This is a genomic window from Pseudomonas sp. UM16, assembly GCF_050312595.1.
Taxonomy (GTDB): domain Bacteria; phylum Pseudomonadota; class Gammaproteobacteria; order Pseudomonadales; family Pseudomonadaceae; genus Aquipseudomonas.
The window spans coordinates 202,843-220,488 of the sequence record NZ_JBNPJT010000006.1; the positions used below are offsets into that span (position 1 = coordinate 202,843).

Sequence of the window (17,646 nt, forward strand, 5' to 3'; positions counted from 1 at the left end):
GTTGGCGTCCAGTCAGGCCGGTTTGCCCGGCGCCTGGTCGTTGGACTTGCTGTTATCGGAGTCGGTAGGCAGCACGGTTTTGTCCAGGCTCTCGACCGGCACCATCTTGTACTCCTGGCCCTGCATGTTCTTCAGGTAGATCTCCATCTGCCGGAACGAGATGTTGATCTTCTGCTTCTTGAACTCTTTGTTGATGAAGCGGTTGATCTCGTCCAGCACCGGGTTGCGGTCACCGAGGTCGCGCACATGCATGCGCAGCTCGTGGTCCAGGGTGCTTTCACCGAAGTTCAGGAAGTACACAATCGGCTCAGGCTCCTTGAGCACCCGCGGGTTCTCGTGGGCAGCCTTGAGCAGCAGTTCGCGTACCAGGTCCAGGTCCGAGCCATAGTCGACGCCGAGCTTGAGGGTGACGCGGGTGATGGTGTCGGTCAGCGACCAGTTGATCAGTTGCCCGGTGATGAAGGTCTTGTTCGGGACAATGATGTCCTTGCGGTCGAAATCGGTAATGGTCGTGGCACGGATACGGATCTTGCTCACCGTGCCGGACAGGTTGCCGATGGTGATGGTGTCGCCAATACGCACTGGACGCTCGAACAGGATCATGATGCCGGAGATGAAGTTGGCGAAAATCTCCTGCATACCGAAGCCCAGGCCCACCGACAGCGCGGCGACCAGCCATTGCAGTTTGTCCCAGCTGACCCCAAGGGCAGAGAGAGTGGAGACAAACCCGACCCCGGCAATTACATAGGACAGCAAGGTGGTGGTGGCGTAGGCGCTGCCCTGGGCCAGGTTCAGGCGTGACAGCACCAGCACTTCCAGCAGGCCCGGCAAGTTGCCGGCCAGGGCGAAGGTGATACCGATGATCACCAGCGCGCCGAGCATATCGCTGAGGCTGATCGGCACCATGCTCATGGTCGCCCCCGTGCCACTGGTGTACTCATACAGGGTGATGTTGTCGAGGTAGGCGACCACGCTGATCAGGTCGGACCAGACCCAGTACAGCGCGGCGATAAAGCCACCGAGCAGTGCCAGGCGGATCAGGCGCAGGGACTGTTGGTTGACCTGTTCGATGTCCAGCGTCGGCTCTTCGACTATGACTTCGCCATCGAGGCCTTCCTTGGTGGTCTGCTGGCGCTTGCTCAGTGCCCGCTGGTAGGCCAGGCGCCGGGCGGCGACGGCCAAGCCACGGACGAAAGCAGCTTCGATCACCAGCCAGAACATCAACAAGTAGAGGGTATCGATCAAACGGTCGGTGAGCTTCAGTGCGGTGTAGTAGTAGCCGAAGCACACGGCGATGAACAAGGCGATTGGCAGGGCAGTAAAGGCCACGCCCACCGCCTGACGGAACAGTGAGGTATTGCTGTGTGCCGGGCTGCTGAGCAGCAGACGGCTGAGCAGCCAGGCCATCGATGCGTAGCAGGTCAGAACCACGCCGATACCCAGCACATCGTCGGCCAATGCCGACGGTTGGTGCTCAGCCACGGCCACGACACCAACCAGCGCCAGCACCACGGTGCCGAGGCGGCGAATCCAGCCGCGCAGGAATTCGACCTGGGGTCGTTCCCAGCGGAAATGCAGTTCGGCCACGCCACCCGGCGCCAGAATCCGGTAGGCGGTATAGAACACCAGCCATGCCTGAGCGATTTGCAGCAGCGCGGAACCGAGGTTGGCGTTCTGGCCACGGGCGTCGATCTGCAGGGCCAGGCCGCACAAGGCCAGGCCCAGGCTCACCGGCATGGCCAGGAGGATGTTGACCAGAATGGCCTGCGGCGTGTGCCACTGGCTGTCGCGCTTGAAGTGGCCGACGTCCTGGTGAACCTTGCTCAGCCGCGTATAGAGGTATTTACGGCGCCACAGCAGGGCGCCAATCAACAGCAGCAGCGGCAGGAACAGCAATGGACGCTGGGCCAGGCCATCGCCCAGCTCCTTCAGGCCAGACCCCCATGGCAAGCTGACGACCTGCTTCTGCAGGCGTTCGGGCACGCTGCCCAGCCATTCGAGATCCAGCGGCTTGTTGCTTGGAATCCAGAACATCTGCTCGTCGAGGGTGGTGCGCAGGCCTTGAGAGGTGCTGAGCAGTTGCTTCTGGTTCAGTTGCAGGGTGATGGATTCGTTGAGCAAAGCGCTCAGTTCGCGGTTCAGGCGTTCAAGCAGGTCGCTGCGAGTGATCGCCACTTCCAGTAGGGCCTTGCGCAGTTGCGGCGTGACCTCTTCCTGTGGTTGGTTGGCCAGCAGTTTGTCGACGTAGCTGCTCGGGCTGCTGATCTGCTCGCGTTGCTGATTGATTTCGAACTGGTACAGACGGATATCAGCGATCTGGTCGGCCAGGTCGCGATCAACTTTCAGGTGCGGCAGGGCCTGCTTCTGTTTGTAGAGGATCTTGGACAGCAGCAGGCTGCCCTTGAGGACGCTGATCTGCTCGTCCAGCGCCTGATCAGCCTGAGTCAGGCTGTCGAGTTGTTGTTTGGTCTTGAGGTTCTGCTGGGTCAGCTCATTGAGGCGGTCTGTGCTGCGCAGCAGATAGTCAGAGAGCTTGAGGTTGGCTGCGCTTTCGGTAGCCAGCAGGGTGCTGCCGCCAGCCTTCTGCGCTTCCAGGGATTGCTCGGTAACGGTCTGTTGGGACTGGGCCAGGCGCTTTTGGTTGATCAGGGTCTGCAGGTCCTGAATTTCCTGCTCCATACGCGTGACGCGCTCGATCAGTAGGTCATGCTGGCTGTTGCCGAGGTCTTGCAGCAGGCTGTTGCCGGCCAGTTCCTGACGGCGCAGCAGGGTCAGGGCATTGAGAGCGGCGAGTTCGGCATTGAGCTTGTTGCGCTGGTCAGCCGTCAGCGCCTTGCCCGCTTCCTTACCGGTTTTGAGGCTGTTGTTGATCTGTTGGGCGCGGGTCTGGTTGGCGCTGATTTCCGCTTGGGCCCGTTCGGGGCGGGTCTGCGAGGTGATGGTCAGGCTGTTGGCTTCTGACAGGGCCTTTTGCAGTTCACCTTGCTCGGTGGTGCGCTCAGCCAGCAGTTGTTCAAGCTGAGGTACGCTCAGCGCGGCATAGCGCTGAGTTACGGGGACTACTTTGCTGGCATTGAGCTTGGCCAGTTCTCGCTGGTTTTCGCTGGTCTGACGCGGCGCATCGTTGAGTTGTTTCTTCAGCGCGGCGAGCTTCTTTTCACTGCCTTCCTTGTCGTCAAGGAAACTCAGGGTCTGCTCGAGCACCTGCTGCAGGGCTTTCTGCTCGGCTTCGGGTAATTTGCGCTCGGCAATCTTGTCCAGGCTGGACTGAACTGACGCGCTGCTAGGCGGTTCAGCCGCATCGGCGAAGGAGAGGGACAGGCACAGCCCGAGCAGGGCTGCGCAAATATAGGTGCGCAGAGACATAGGCAGAAGATTCATGCAACCAGAGGCGAAGTTCGGAGTTTAAAGGAACAATCCTGGGCCGGGTCGAGTTCCTTCGGGGAATTTGACGCCCACTTTGAGGATCTTGTTCCCTTCCATCACGGCGACCGTCCACAGCGTGTTGTTCCATTCGATCTGGTCGCCGACCACTGGCGCGCCGCCAACCTTCTGGGCGATGAAACGACTGAGTGGCATATGTGGGTCCTGGCCATCGAGCTGCAAACCGTACAACGCCGCTACAGCCCCCAGTTCTGCGTCCCCTTCGAGCACGAAATCGCCGAAGAAACGCAAATCCAGACCGCGTTGCGGCGCCTGGCTGAACAGCTTGCCGAGGGCCGGCAGGTTGTGTTCGTGGCCAATCACACAGAGCAAATCATCGACTTCGAGGGTGGTACTTCCCGACGGATGGAGCAGTTGTTGGCCGCGAAACAGGGCCGCGATACGGGTGCCTTCGGGCATTTTCAGTTCGCGCAGTGCTGCGCCGATGCACCATTTTTCAGCGCCGAGGCGGTACACGAACAGTTCCCACTCGCTGGTGATGTGTACTTCCAGGGCCGAGCGCGAGATCGGTGCCGGGTCCGGTGGCACCGTCACCTTCAGCAGCTTGGCCATCCACGGCAAGCTGGTACCTTGTACCAGCAATGAGACCAGGACGATAAAGAACGCCAGGTTGAAAAACAGCTGGGCATCGGGCAGCCCGGCCATCAGCGGGAACACTGCAAGAATGATCGGTACTGCGCCGCGCAGACCGACCCAGGAAATAAACGCCTTCTCGCGTCCATGGAAGGCTTTGAACGGCAACAGGCTAGCGACCACCGACAGCGGGCGGGCGAAGACAATCATCCACAACGCCAGGCCCAAGGCCGGCAGGGCGATCGGCAGTAGGTCGTGGGGAGTCACCAGCAAGCCGAGCACCAGAAACATGCCGATCTGCGCCAACCAGGCCATGCCATCGAGCATGTGCAAAATACCGTGGCGACTGCGAATCGGTCGGTTGCCCAATACCAGGCCGCACAGGTACACGGCGAGGAAGCCGCTGCCGTGCAGGGCGTTGGTCAGTGAGAACACCACCAGGCCACCGGCGATCACCAGGATCGGGTACAGACCGCCAGCCAGGTTGATACGGTTGACCAACTGCAGCATCAGCCAGCCGCCGCCCAAGCCCATCAAACCGCCGATGCCGAACTCGCGCAGCAAGTGGGTGAGCAGACTCCAGTGCAAGCCGGTCTGGCCGCTGGCGATCATGTCGATCAGGGTTACGGTGAGGAACACCGCCATCGGATCGTTGCTGCCCGACTCGATTTCCAGGGTAGCGGTAACCCGTTCGTTCAGGCCCTTGCCGCCCAGTAGCGAGAACACCGCTGCAGCGTCGGTGGAGCCGACGATGGCGCCGATCAACAGGCCCTGGATCAGGCTCAAGTCGAACAGCCAGGCGGCGACCATGCCGGTCAGCCCGGTGGTGATCAGCACGCCAACAGTGGCGAGCGACAGCGCCGGCCACAGGGCAACACGGAAACTGGCCACACGCGTGCGCAAGCCGCCATCAAGGAGGATTACGGCCAACGCCAGGTTACCCACCAGGTAGGCGGTGGGGTAATTGTTGAAGATGATGCCGCCACCATCCACACCGGCCAGCATGCCGACCGCGAGAATGATGACCAGAATCGGGATGCCCAGTCTTGAAGACAGGGAGCTGACCAGAATACTTGCACCTACCAGCAATGCGCCGATCAAGAACAGGCTATTGATGGTGGACGCATCCAAAGGCAGTACTCCGGGGGAAAAGCGGGAAGGGTGGTGCTATGCACGCAGGTTGCGTGCCAAGCGATTCTAACCTGAGGCCAGCGCGGGCTGTAAAGTGTTACCGCATTGTCAGGCTTGGTATGGGTTGAAGTGGTGCGTCATGTCATCCATAGAAGGCAGTACATTATGACCATCACCGACGATGTATCCCTTGAGCTTATCGCTTACCGGTTTCTGGGGCAGTTCCCGGATTTGCACGGTTTGGCTCGCCAGGCAGCAGGCCATGTATTGCGGCGCCAGTTGGGTTATTGGTTAGATCCGGACAACGTCTATTGGCACGACTTCGAGTCGGCGGTTAACAGCGCGTTGAGCTATACCGGCTGGCAGCATTGCGGGCCGCCGCGCCGCTCCTTGAGCCTGACCGAGCTGGTGATGCAGCGCTTTAGCCCTGAGCAGCAGGCCAACGCTGACCTGTTGGCAGAGTATGGTGGCTTTTACCGGGTGGATGGCAGCCATGCCTTCTATGACGAACGCAACGAACTTCGTCTCAGCCCCCGGGCAGTACTCGACATGTTCTGGCACCTGGATTTTGCCGGGCGCTACACGCGTCTGGTGGAAGATTTCCGTAGCAAACACGGTGAGGACTTCTGCGTATTGGCACGTGCACGGTTTCTGGCTGCTGCTGCGGCGGCTCCCCTGAATAAGGGTGAGCGAGACAAGTTGCTCAGCGCCACACTGTCCAGTGTGCAGCTGCCGCTAACACTGAAAGCATTGCGGCGCTCGCGTGAGACGGCTGGGGGCTGGGGGCGCTTGACGATCGGCGGTGTGGTCGCCCGCACGCTGTTCCATCTGAGGCTGGTAACGGGTAGGCATTGCTTGTACCTGGCGGATGAGCACAGTTCGTTGCTTGTGTTTGACGATCAGTACGCGCTTGACGCGTGGTTACGTAATCAGGCCGACACAGTGCAGGGGCGCGAGCGCTTGATGTTGCTGTTTGTCGGTAGTGATGTGTCGGCGCAGGCGTTGCGGCCCCGGCTGGAAAAATACTTCAAGGGGCTGATGACGCAAGGGGACAGCATTCACATCGGAACCACAGCTATAGCCAGTGATTTGTTCGTGTTCTTGCGTGAGTTGGTGATGCAAGAGCTGGTTAGCAATGCTCACGAGCAACTGACTAGCAATGCTGAACTGCGCAAGGCCGAGTGGCTGGCCAGCCTGCAGGCGTCCGCGTTGATCATCGCGCCGATGGCGCCGGCCGGCTGGCCGCTGGTGCTGACCTCGCTCGGCATTGGGGTAACGACCCTGATGTTGCACCTGGACCGCGCGATCAATGGCAAGTCGGCCTGGCGAGCGGTGGCGTGGTGGGCCGTCGTACTGGATATGTTGTTCATACTTCTGGATGCTGCGTTGATTCGCATAGGCGACTTGTTTGCGCCGTCTCGTGTACCGCAACGGATTACCGCACAGGTAACTACTGCGGGCGATCCTCTATGGGCGCATTACATGCGACCAGCAGCGGATGATCTATTGGCTTTCTCGGATCGTGCGCTTGCCCGTCAAGCGTCGCTACTGGCGGCAGTGCCCATGGCTGACGAGCAGGCAATTGGCGCGGCAGGCGAATACCTCGACGCCTTCAGCGAGCCTCTGGCGGTGTACCGCAATGAGCTTGGCTACGGGGCTCCAGCCATCGCTGAGTACAGTCACTCGCCGACACGGTACAGCAATCTCTGGCGCGGTCTGCCGTTGGAGGAAGATTTGATGGTCTGTATTGAGCGCAGTCATCGATTGGCCGAAGCCTTGGAGCAAATCGGGGTATGTAATCAGGTGCAGATGTACCGGGCGGTTTCGAATATTCGAGGTACTGGCAACCTGGCCTTTCGCGAGGGGCGGTTGGGGGCAGGTGACGTGTTGGTCAGCACGGAATTCTGTTCGTTCACCGATAACCCTTATGCGCTCTGGGAGGTATTCAATAACCCACAGGCACAGGCCAGCGGTCGGGAAGTGTTCGATGACAGTGCGGTGGTCTACGTGCTGGAGCCGGGGGACGCGATGCGGGTGACACCAGTGGCGCCGTTTTCCAGTCGGCCGGATGAGGCGGAATCGCTAATGATGCCGGGGCGCTACCTTCAGGTCGAGCAGGTGAGCACTGTGCAAGGAGAGGATTATCGCTTTATGGAGGTGCGACTTAAGGCGCTGAGTGGGCCGCCAGACAGTGGGCTTGTACATGATATGCGCACAGGCGAGTCATTTGATCGTGATGCCTTGGCGCAGCGGCTTGGCGGTGAACGTGATGATTCGTTGATGAGGCGGTTTTTCCCGTTGCCGATTTGAGTCGGAGCGGGTCAACAGCTGAAACCGCGTTGCCCCATCGCCGGTTTGCCGACGATGGGGCAGCAGACCCTTAGGCCTGCTTGATCTCACGCATTGGCTTGCCTTTGACGGGCGCGTCATTGGCAACGAAGTATTTGGCAGTACTACGCGGCAGCGGCTGGCGGCCACGGATCTTGTCGGAGATTTTCTCGGCGATCATGATCGTGGTGGCGTTGAGGTTGCCGGTGATGATGATCGGCATGATCGAAGCATCGACCACGCGCAAACCCTGCATGCCATGCACACGACCTTGGCCATCAACCACGGCCATATCGTCAGTACCCATCTTGCACGAGCAGGATGGGTGGAATGCAGTTTCGGCGTGTTCACGAATGAACGTGTCGAGTTCTTCGTCGGTTTGCACGTCGGCGCCTGGGCTGATCTCGCGACCACGGTATGGGTCCAGTGCCGGCTGGGCCATGATTTCGCGGGTCAGGCGAATGCCGTCACGGAATTCCTGCCAGTCCTGCTCGGTGGCCATGTAGTTGAACAGGATGCTTGGGTGCTGACGTGGGTCTTTGGACTTGGCCTGAATACGACCACGGCTTGGCGAACGCATCGAACCCATGTGCGCCTGGAAACCATGTTCCTGAACGCCATTACTGCCGTTGTAGTTAATCGCAACCGGCAGGAAGTGGTACTGGATGTTTGGCCATTTGAACTCTGGACGAGTACGGATGAAACCACCGGCCTCGAACTGGTTGCTGGCGCCGATACCGGTACCGTTGAACAGCCACTCGGCACCGATGGCTGGTTGGTTGTACCAAAGCAGCGATGGATACAGGGAGACTGGCTGGGTGCAGGCGTATTGCAGGTACAGCTCAAGGTGGTCCTGCAGGTTTTCACCGACGCCCGGCAAGTCGTGGACCACGGGGATGTCGAGGTTTTTCAGCAGTTCGGCCGGGCCGACGCCAGAACGCTGCAGCAATTGCGGCGAAGCAATGGCGCCGCTGCAGACGATGACTTCTTTGCGTGCACGGGCTTCTACGCGCTCTTCGCTGGCGCCGACCAGGTAGGTCACGCCTACGGCCCGCTTGCCTTCGAACAGCACGCGATCGCTCAGGGCGTGAGTGACGATGGTCAGGGTCGAACGCTTTTTGGCAGTGTCCAGGTAACCGCGGGCGGTGCTGGAACGACGGCCTTTAGGCGTCACGGTACGGTCCATCGGACCGAAACCTTCTTGCTGATAACCGTTGAGGTCTTCGGTGCGCGGGTAACCGGCTTGCACACCGGCTTCGACCATGGCGTGGAACAGTGGGTTGTTGCCGGCTTTAGGCGTAGTCACGCTGACCGGGCCTTCGCCACCGTGGTAGTCGTTCGGCCCGATATCGCGGGTTTCGGCTTTGCGGAAGTACGGCAGGCAGTCCAGATAAGCCCAGTCTTCGAGGCCTGGCAGCTCTGACCAGCCGTCGAAGTCCATGGCGTTGCCACGGATGTAGCACATGCCGTTGATCAGCGACGAGCCACCCAGCCCCTTGCCGCGACCGCATTCCATCCGACGGCCGTCCATGTGTGGCTCTGGATCGGTCTCGTAGGCCCAGTTGTAGCGGCGACCCTGCAGCGGGAAGGCCAGGGCGGCTGGCATCTGGGTGCGGAAGTCCATGCGGTAGTCCGGGCCACCGGCCTCGAGCAGCAGGACCGTAACGCCTTCGTCTTCGGTCAGACGGGTGGCGATGGTGTTACCGGCCGAGCCGGCACCAACGATGATGTAATCGAATTCATGGGACATGTTCTGTTCCCTCATTTTGGCAGTAGGCAGGAAAGCGGGAAGCGCCCGGACCTTGCGGCCTGGGCGCAGCTACAGGGGTGCTTAGAACACCGAGTTGTAGTTGCCCAGCTCGACCTGTACCGACTTGATGCGCGTGTACTGAGCCAGCGAGCTCACGCCGTTTTCACGGCCGACACCGGACTGCTTGTAACCGCCAACCGGCATTTCGGCTGGCGATTCGCCCCAGGCGTTGATCCAGCAGATACCGGCTTCGAGCTGGTGAATGATGCGGTGGGCGCGGCTGATGTCGTTGGTGCACACACCTGCAGCCAGGCCGAAGTCGGTGTCGTTGGCACGACGGATGACTTCTTCTTCGCTCTCGTAGGAGAGGATGCTCATCACTGGGCCGAAGATTTCTTCTTTGACGATGGTCATGTCGTCGCGGCAGTCAGTGAATACGGTCGGCGCAACGAAAGCACCCTTGGCGAATTCGCCGTCGGTCAGGCGCTCGCCACCGCACAGAACGCGTGCGCCTTCTTCCTTGCCCTTGGCGATGTAGCCCAGCACGTTTTCCATGTGTGCGAAGCTGACCAGCGGGCCGAAGTTGGTGTTTTCGTCTTCAGGGTTGCCAACACGGATACGGGCAACGCGCTCGGCGATCTTGGCTTCGAAAGCGGCCTTCATCGAGACTGGAATGAATACGCGAGTGCCGTTGGTGCAGACCTGACCCGAGCTGTAGAAGTTGGCCATCATGGCGATATCGGCGGCGCGATCGAGGTCGGCGTCTTCGCAGATGATCAAAGGCGACTTGCCGCCCAATTCCATGGTGACTTCCTTGAGCGAGGAGCTCGAGGCGCTGGCCATGACTTTCTTACCGGTGTCGGTGCCGCCGGTGAAGGAGACTTTCTCGATACGTGGGTGCTCGGTCAGCCAGGTGCCAACTTCGCGGCCGCTGCCGGTCAGGACGTTGAACACGCCGTCTGGCAGGCCAGCTTCGGTGTAGATCTCGGCCAGTTTCAGGGTGGTCAGCGAGGTGACTTCGCTTGGTTTGAAGATCATCGCGTTACCAGCAGCCAGGGCTGGAGCGGATTTCCACAGGGCGATCTGGATCGGGTAGTTCCATGCGCCGATACCAACGGTGACGCCCAGCGGCTCGCGGCGGGTGTAGACGAACGAGCTGTCGCGCAGTGGGATCTGCTCGCCTTCGATCGCCGGTACCAGGCCTGCGTAGTATTCCAGTACGTCAGCACCGGTGACGATGTCGACGTAACGGGTTTCGGAGTAGGACTTACCGGTGTCCAGGGTTTCCAGCGCGGCCAGCTCATCGTTGCGCTCGCGCAGGATGTCGACGGCGCGACGCAGGATGCGCGAACGCTGCATAGCGGTCATCGCCGCCCAGACTTTCTGGCCGCGCTCGGCGCTTTCGACTGCGCGCTCGACGTCTTCTTTGGTTGCACGTTGTACCTGAGCGAGGACTTCGCCGTTGGCCGGGTTGATGGCGTCGAAAGTAGCGTCGCTGGAAGCGTCGACATAACCACCATCAATGTAGAGTTTTTGCAGTTCGAAACGGGCCATAGTGTCCTCGCAAGTGCATTGTGTTTTTGGCTATCCGAGCGACGCTCCTGCCTGTTTGGCAATTGCGGCGCGTAGTGGTTCAGAGGCCTGGGTGTGTGTGTCCAGACTCGTCTGCTTCGCCAGTTGTAGATCCATGTATTCGTAAGCGATTTGTTTCGCCTGGTCGGTGTCGAAGGCCTCTCCGGACAGCGCTCCGCGCAGCCACAGACCGTCGATCAACGCTGCCAGTCCACGGGCCGCAGTGCGTGCTTCAGGCAACGGCAGGACGCGGCGAAACTGGCAGCACAGGTTGGAATACAAGCGGTGATCGTTGATCCGCTGCAACCTGTGCAAAGACGGCTGGTGCATGCTGGAGGCCCAGAAGGCCAACCAGGTTTTCATTGCCGGGCCGTTGACCTGACTGGCGTCGAAGTTGCCTTCGATGATCACCTGCAGGTGGGCACGCGGGCTGTGATCCTTGAGCGCCTGCCGATTGGCGACGACGTTCTCGCTCAGCACGCTCATCAAGTACTGCATGGTCGCTGCGATCAGACCGTTCTTGTCCTGAAAGTAGTGACTGATGATGCCATTCGACACACCGGCCAAACGGGCGATCAGCGCAATGCTGGCGTCACCCATGCCGACCTGGTCGATGGCCAGCAATGTGGCTTCGATCAACTGCTGGCGGCGAATGGGTTGCATACCGACCTTGGGCATTTTGCAAATCTCCTCAGGCCTGCGAGCAGTCGACGAGCGGCTGCCTCGGCGAAGGCCAGTCTATTTTGTTTTGATTGAACGTTCAATCAACAAAGAATAAGCTCTGCGACAATCTGTGCCATTGACAGGATTTTCCTGCCGTCCGATGGCCCAAATTGGCACCCCAAAAAGGCGTGGAACCCCCGTAATACAAGGTGTTGACGGGTGTAAGCGGCGCGTTGAACAGATCTGCCGAACGGTCATTGACTGCGCGGCGCAGCCTCGGACTGGGGCTTTCGGTCTGTTTTTTTTCAACGCAATCGATTCGGGATCACGGTTTTCCAAGGTGCTTTTATAACACCTGACGCAGTGGGGCTATTGCACCAATTGCGCAGACATAGGTCGTTTCGTTTCTCTCGCACTGCCCGGAGCCTACGTGCAATGAGTTCTGCCTCCCTTACCAAGACCCCTACCGAGAGGGTCCGGGTCAATAGCGTGGTGTTCATCACCTCCGCGTTGCTGATCCTCGTGTTGACTGCCTTGCTTATTGCTGTACCTGAGAAAGCCGGCGAAGTGCTCAACGTTGCCCAGACCTGGCTGACACGCAGCTTCGGCTGGTATTACATGCTGGTGATCGGTGCCTACCTGGTATTCGTGATCGTTCTGGCCTTCTCCAGCTTCGGCAAGCTCAAGCTTGGCGGCAAGGACGACAAACCCGACTTCAGCTATGGCGCTTGGGCCGGCATGCTGTTCTCTTCGGGTATCGGCATCTCGCTGCTGTACTTCGGTGCCTCCGAGCCGCTGGATCACTACTTCAACCCGCCAGAAGGCACCTCAACCAGCGCCGAGGCTGCGCGCCAGGGCCTGCAGCTGACCTTCCTGCACTGGGGCCTGCACGGTTGGGCGATCTACGCCCTGGTGGGTCTGGCTGTGGGCTACTTCGCCTACCGTCACAACCAGCCGCTGGCACTGCGCTCGGCGCTGTACCCGCTGATGGGCGAGCGCTGGGTCAAGGGTGGTGCCGGTCATGCGGTGGACATCTTCGGCATGTTCGTGACGCTGCTGGGGCTGGTGACCAATCTTGGCATCGGTTCGATGCAGGTGGCCTCGGGCCTGGAATACCTGTTCGGCATGGACCACAGCAAGACCAACCTGCTGATCGTGATCCTGGTCATGGCTACCGTGGCCACTGTGGCTGCTGTATCCGGTGTGGAGAACGGCATCCGTCGCCTGTCGAACCTGAACATCATGCTGTTCAGTGGCCTGCTTATCTTCGTCCTGCTGGCAGGTGACACCCTGCACCTGCTCAACGGTTTCGTACAGAACATCGGCGACTACCTCAACGGCATCGTGCTGAAGACCTTTGATCTCTACGTCTACGAAGACGAGGGAGGCAAGTCCGAGCGCTGGCTGGGGCTATGGACCGTGTTCTACTGGGCTTGGTGGATTTCCTGGGGCCCGTTCGTCGGCATGTTCATCGCCCGTATCTCCAAGGGCCGCACCGTGCGTGAACTGGTTGCCGGCGTCCTGCTGATCCCGTTGGGCTTCACCCTGGCCTGGCTGTCGATCTTTGGCAACACCGCGCTGGACCTGGTGATGAACCATGGCGCCGTGGAGTTGGGCAAGACCGCGCTTGAGCAGCCGTCGATGTCGATCTACCAACTGCTGGAGTTCTTCCCGGCGGCCAAGATTGTCATTGGTGTGGCGGTGTTCGTCGGCTTCGTGCTGTTCCTCACCCCGGCGGACTCTGGCGCGGTGATGATGGCCAACCTGTCGTGCATGGGCGGCCAGGTTGATGAGGACGCGCCGCACTGGATGGTAGTGTTCTGGTCGGTAGTGATCACCCTGGTGACCATCGGTCTGCTGTTCGCCGGCAACTTCGCTGCCATGCAGACCATGGTGGTACTGGCCGGCCTGCCGTTCTCGGTGGTGCTGGTGCTGTTCATGTTCGGCCTGTACAAGGCGATGAAGCAGGACAGCCAGATCGAGCAGGAACAAGCCGAGTTGGCAGCCCGTGGTCGTCGCGGCTTCAGCGAGCGTTTGAGCCAGCTCGACCTGCAACCAACCCAGGCAATGGTCCAACGCTTCATGGACAAGCAGGTTAGCCCGGCATTGAAGGACGCCGCGGTGCAGCTGCAGAACCTTGGCGTTGAAGTGGAAACTCGCGTCGGTCAGTCGCGTTCGACCATGGGCCTGCGGGTGATGATGGAAGAGGGTAACCCGTTCGTTTACGAAGTGAGTCTGGACGGATACCTGGCCGCGCCGAGCGAGGCACCGGTTGAAGGGGAAAGCGAAGTGCGTCAGCGCTTCTACCGCGCCGAGGTGTACCTGCACAACGGCAGCCAGGAATACGATCTGATGGGTTTCACGCCTGACCAGATCACACGCGATGTACTCGATCAGTTCGAGAGCCATCGGCAGCTGCTGGGGCGAGTTTATAGCTAACCTGCTCCCGCTGTGACCACAAAGGCCCTGTTCGCAAGAACAGGGCCTTTGTCATTTCAGGCCGCGAAACGCTATCAATATGTAACACCGGTGCATATGAACGGCTGGGCAGTGTGGGGGCTTACCGACAGTAAGGAGCCTTACCCTCATGAGCAGACCTACAGCGAGCCTTGCAGCTCCGGATTTCAAGCAAGCGGTGGCGTTGCAGTTCGCCAACCGTCCTACCCTGCGCCAAATAGCCTCGCGAAAGATCCTGCAGTTAGTGGTCGACCACTATCCCATCATCGCCGCCACCGAGCCGCCGCTGATCGACGCAGAACCTCTTCGCCTGTTAACTCCCCAATCTGTTAGCACCGGGACACAACAATCACTGGTGCAGGTGGTGTTGCAGGCGGTCTTGGACGGTACTGCCTTGAATCTTGAGCGTGTGAATGATGGCACTCATGGCATCTTCCTCACAGAACCCTACCGCTTCGAAGGCGCCGATGATCATAAGTTCATTGCAATTGAAGGGATGACCGAGGCTTTCAATGAATTGGTGCTGGAGTTGCCCTACCATTTTCAGCAAGCTCAGGTGGATTACTGGCACGGCGAATCGAGCGCAGGCGTTAGTCGTGATCGCTGGCTGCAGCACACGTTGAAGTCAGCGCTACTGCGTAACCTGCCCCTGCAAGACCTTGATGCCCAGCAGTTGGAATGTATCTCCGCACTATATAGCGCAAAAACTGGACGATCCCACCCGCCGTGAACAGCGGGTCTCATGTTTTGCCCGGGAATGGCGCAGTTCACTGCTGTTCAGCGCGCTCGCGGCTAAAGTGGATGGCTCATTAAGCGAGGGCGGTCTGCAGTGTGTAGCGGACTATTGCGCGGGTCGTGTGGACCGGAACGTGCCAGCAATCACCTTGATGCCTCTGGCCTTCAAGCGGGAGCCGACAGCTAGCCAGGCCGACCTGGTGCACGGTATGTATGTGTTTTTTTCCGTGCAACCTACGACGGTGTTGTTGTACCGGCCTCTGTACGCGAAGGCACCGTTGATGGAGTTTCCCAGCCTTGAGGCGATGATGGTCGCGATCCGTCAGACGGGGGCACTTCAGGACAGTATCCTCGACTGGGTGGCACCGGATGCGCGAAGCGTCTACGACTATGGCGGATTTAGCGAGCCGCACCTGGGGCGCCCGATCATCGACACCTCGTTGTTGCCTGAAGCCGTACAGCCGGCGAGCCTTGCCCTGCAATTCTGGGGCTTGAACGTCGATGCGAAAATGTACAGTGCCAACCGCGATCTGTTGGTCGAGTTGGCTGACCGTCAGTCTGTTTCCAATACGGAGAGCCGCTGGGCGCTGCTTACCGAAGGTGCCTGGTTGCTGTTTGACGTGGCCACCTTACTGGTGCGTGGCCCTGTGGCTACCGTGGCATGGTTGGTGCAGGCCATCCGTGGAGTACAAAGCGATTTTTCGGCGCTCACTCAGGGCAACCACTTCGAAAAGTCTTTAGCGGTTGTCGACTTGATCCTGAATCTAGGCATGGCCCTGTTCCATGTCCATTTGCCCCGGCGGGAGTTGCCGGTGTTTGTGCGCTTGCCAGAAGCTTCTGATCTGGACGGCCCGACGCGACAGGGCCCAGGTTATGACCCTGTGGCGCTTACGCCGACGCAGGGTAAAGTAGGCTTGCCTGGTGCACTCAGCGAGCAAAGAGCCACGCAGCTGGATTTCACCTGGCGTGGTGGGAATGGATTAAACATGCTTGCACCCGTGCAGCGTGAAACGTTGCTGGCCATGCGTAGCGCTGTACCGTTGAACGGTCTCAAACCTTTGGGCTCAGGCTCTGCTCGTGGCCTCTATCTGGTGGAGGGTCGTTATTACGTGGCCCTCGCTGGCGATACTTATGCGGTTCAACGTTCCGCTGAAGGTGTGCGTGTGGTCGATGGTCAAGGTCATCCCGGACCATGGTTGTCGTTCGAGTGGGATGGCTGGCGCGTCGATGGCGGATTGCGCTTGCGTGGAGGGATGCCTAAAAGCCGCCGGCAAATCCAGGAGGAGGCGAACCGTAAGCAACTTGAAGAAAATCGAGAGCAAGAGGCGGGGCTGGCCCAGCGTCATAACGAGCTCGCTCAGCAATTCAACAAACTCAAGACGTTCTTGACGGCGAAAGACGCACAAATTGAGGCGTTGGAAAATGAGGTTGGGCAGGATGACCTGAAAACGGCGGAGCTCATTGATAACTGTTCGGTTTTCTACAACGAGCTGGCGACGATCATCAATAACGAAGGCGTGGATAAACTGGCGGAAGCCGTTGCCATCCGTCCGGAGTCTGAGGCCGAGGTTGAGCAATACAGACATTTTCTCGTCTCGCTGGAGAAGGTTGTCAGATGGGAAACCGACCTTGTCGAGCTGTCTCGCACGTTCGATGTGTTGCTGGAAGACACGCTCAAAGACAACTCAATTGTTTTCAAAGACGAAGCCGGCACGAAGGCCAATAAGAACCGGGAGGTGGGGGAGATCATTGCGCGGCGTCGAGAGACCGCCGTTGACCTGGACGTGCGTTTGCTCCTCGACCTTGCAGAGTTGAGCCTTGATCGTCTGGCTAGCGTCGATGCTTCCGTTCTGGAGCAGTATCACAATTATCTGGCGGGTGAGAGCTTGACCAGTGCGGGCACCGCCCACGGCGATCTTGCCGGTAGTGGACTGGCGCTGGCAGAACAGATCGAGGTGCTCAACGGTATTGTCGAAGCGTATGACGAGACGTTAGTGCTGGTTGACTACCTCCACACGCTCGGTGGCGCAGCCATCAAGTCAGACAAGCTGCAGTTATACAAGGCTGAGTTGAGCAGTTTGAAAAATGCAGCGGTCTCTGAATTGTCGCAAGCGGTGCGAGAGCAGGAACTGGAAATGCCACGCTTGCCCAGACCTTCCCTGTACGCCGCAAGAGGCGGCAAGCGGCGATTGGTACGGACACAGCGCGGTCGAAGCGTGCTGGCGGAGGAATTTGAGGTTGATGGCGTTGCGGTTGTCCAGCAGCGTGAGAGCCGTACCGGCAGAGTATTGAAGCAATTCCATCAGCAAGGCAACGAATGGGTGGAAGCCGTTTCCCCGCCCGTCGAGGAGGTTGCGCCGCCCGTCGCTTCGAAAAATCCCGCTGCTGACAGAAGCCGTGCGCGTACCTTGATCGGTGAAGTTGACGCTGTTATTACGCTGGCTCATCAGTACAGTCCGGACCAGCCACTGGGGTTGTCTTCGGTGATTGAGGGGCACACGGAGAAAATGCACGAGACCCTGGCGTCGTTGTCGCTATCTTCGCCCGACGATGAGCTCAGCGAGGAGCTGGATAGCAATATCCGGCGCCTGAGTAATGCCCGACGCGACATGCTGACCAGTCTCTACCTGAACACCAAGCATCCAACGGCGAACAGCCTGCGCTTTCTGCATCAGGAGCGGCGAATTACTATTGAGCCAACGGTGCGCCGCAAGGCCTTGTCTGCCAGCGATTTTCTCGACGTCTATGAGATCCGTAGGCTTGCTGAGCATGGTCGGGCAAAAGGTGATGCTTTGTGGGAAGCGCATTTCCACTACCCAAGCATCGATACTCCAGCGGGGCAATTCAGCAAAGGCCATCTGAAGGTGTGGTGGCAGCGCAAGTTGGGCCGAGAAGCGCAACTACGTGCAGCAGTCGCCGGCAAAGACCTTCTGGAGATTTATCGCAGTGAACTGCGCCTGCCGGATGTTGAGGGCATCATTCCTTTTGATTGA

9 protein-coding genes are annotated in these 17,646 nt (G+C 59.4%); 4 read left to right on the forward strand and 5 right to left on the reverse strand.

The features are described 5' to 3' along the window. Positions 1-12 precede the first annotated feature (12 nt). Both mscK and ACQRAX_RS09265 read right to left on the reverse strand, forming a co-directional pair. Positions 13-3,366: a mechanosensitive channel MscK gene (mscK, locus tag ACQRAX_RS09260; protein WP_412039977.1), complete on the reverse strand. Its 3,354-nt coding sequence runs from the start codon at positions 3,364-3,366 to the stop codon at positions 13-15. 39 nt (positions 3,367-3,405) lie between these two features. Further along, positions 3,406-5,148, reverse strand: a complete 1,743-nt coding sequence (locus tag ACQRAX_RS09265; RefSeq protein WP_412039976.1) for a potassium/proton antiporter — start codon at positions 5,146-5,148, stop codon at positions 3,406-3,408. A gap of 165 nt (positions 5,149-5,313) precedes the next feature. On the opposite strand from ACQRAX_RS09265, the gene ACQRAX_RS09270 reads away from it, so the two are divergent. Next, positions 5,314-7,458, forward strand: a complete 2,145-nt coding sequence (locus tag ACQRAX_RS09270; protein ID WP_412039975.1) for a dermonecrotic toxin domain-containing protein — start codon at positions 5,314-5,316, stop codon at positions 7,456-7,458. A gap of 70 nt (positions 7,459-7,528) precedes the next feature. On the opposite strand, the gene betA is transcribed toward ACQRAX_RS09270, so the two are convergent. From betA to betI, 3 genes are all read right to left on the reverse strand, one after another. Then, the gene (betA, locus tag ACQRAX_RS09275) at positions 7,529-9,226 is read right to left on the reverse strand and encodes a choline dehydrogenase (protein WP_412039974.1); all 1,698 of its coding nucleotides are present in this window, start codon (positions 9,224-9,226) and stop codon (positions 7,529-7,531) included. Positions 9,227-9,307: 81 nt separating this feature from the next. Next, positions 9,308-10,780 carry a betaine-aldehyde dehydrogenase gene (gene betB, locus ACQRAX_RS09280; protein ID WP_412039973.1) on the reverse strand — a complete coding sequence of 491 codons (1,473 nt, stop codon included), beginning with the start codon at positions 10,778-10,780 and terminating at the stop codon, positions 9,308-9,310. Between the two features lie 30 nt (positions 10,781-10,810). Further along, positions 10,811-11,476 carry a transcriptional regulator BetI gene (gene betI / locus ACQRAX_RS09285; protein ID WP_045181783.1) on the reverse strand — a complete coding sequence of 222 codons (666 nt, stop codon included), beginning with the start codon at positions 11,474-11,476 and terminating at the stop codon, positions 10,811-10,813. A gap of 420 nt (positions 11,477-11,896) precedes the next feature. Here betI and ACQRAX_RS09290 point away from each other — a divergent pair, with 420 nt between their 5' ends. From ACQRAX_RS09290 to ACQRAX_RS09300, 3 genes are all read left to right on the forward strand, one after another. Beyond that, a complete protein-coding gene (locus tag ACQRAX_RS09290; RefSeq protein WP_412039972.1) occupies positions 11,897-13,900 on the forward strand; it encodes a BCCT family transporter in 2,004 nt (667 codons plus the stop codon). A 148-nt stretch (positions 13,901-14,048) separates the two neighbouring features. After that, positions 14,049-14,648: a hypothetical protein gene (locus tag ACQRAX_RS09295; RefSeq protein ID WP_412039971.1), complete on the forward strand. Its 600-nt coding sequence runs from the start codon at positions 14,049-14,051 to the stop codon at positions 14,646-14,648. Beyond that, positions 14,581-17,646 carry a dermonecrotic toxin domain-containing protein gene (locus ACQRAX_RS09300; protein WP_412039970.1) on the forward strand — a complete coding sequence of 1,022 codons (3,066 nt, stop codon included), beginning with the start codon at positions 14,581-14,583 and terminating at the stop codon, positions 17,644-17,646. Before ACQRAX_RS09295 ends, ACQRAX_RS09300 begins: the two co-directional genes overlap by 68 nt.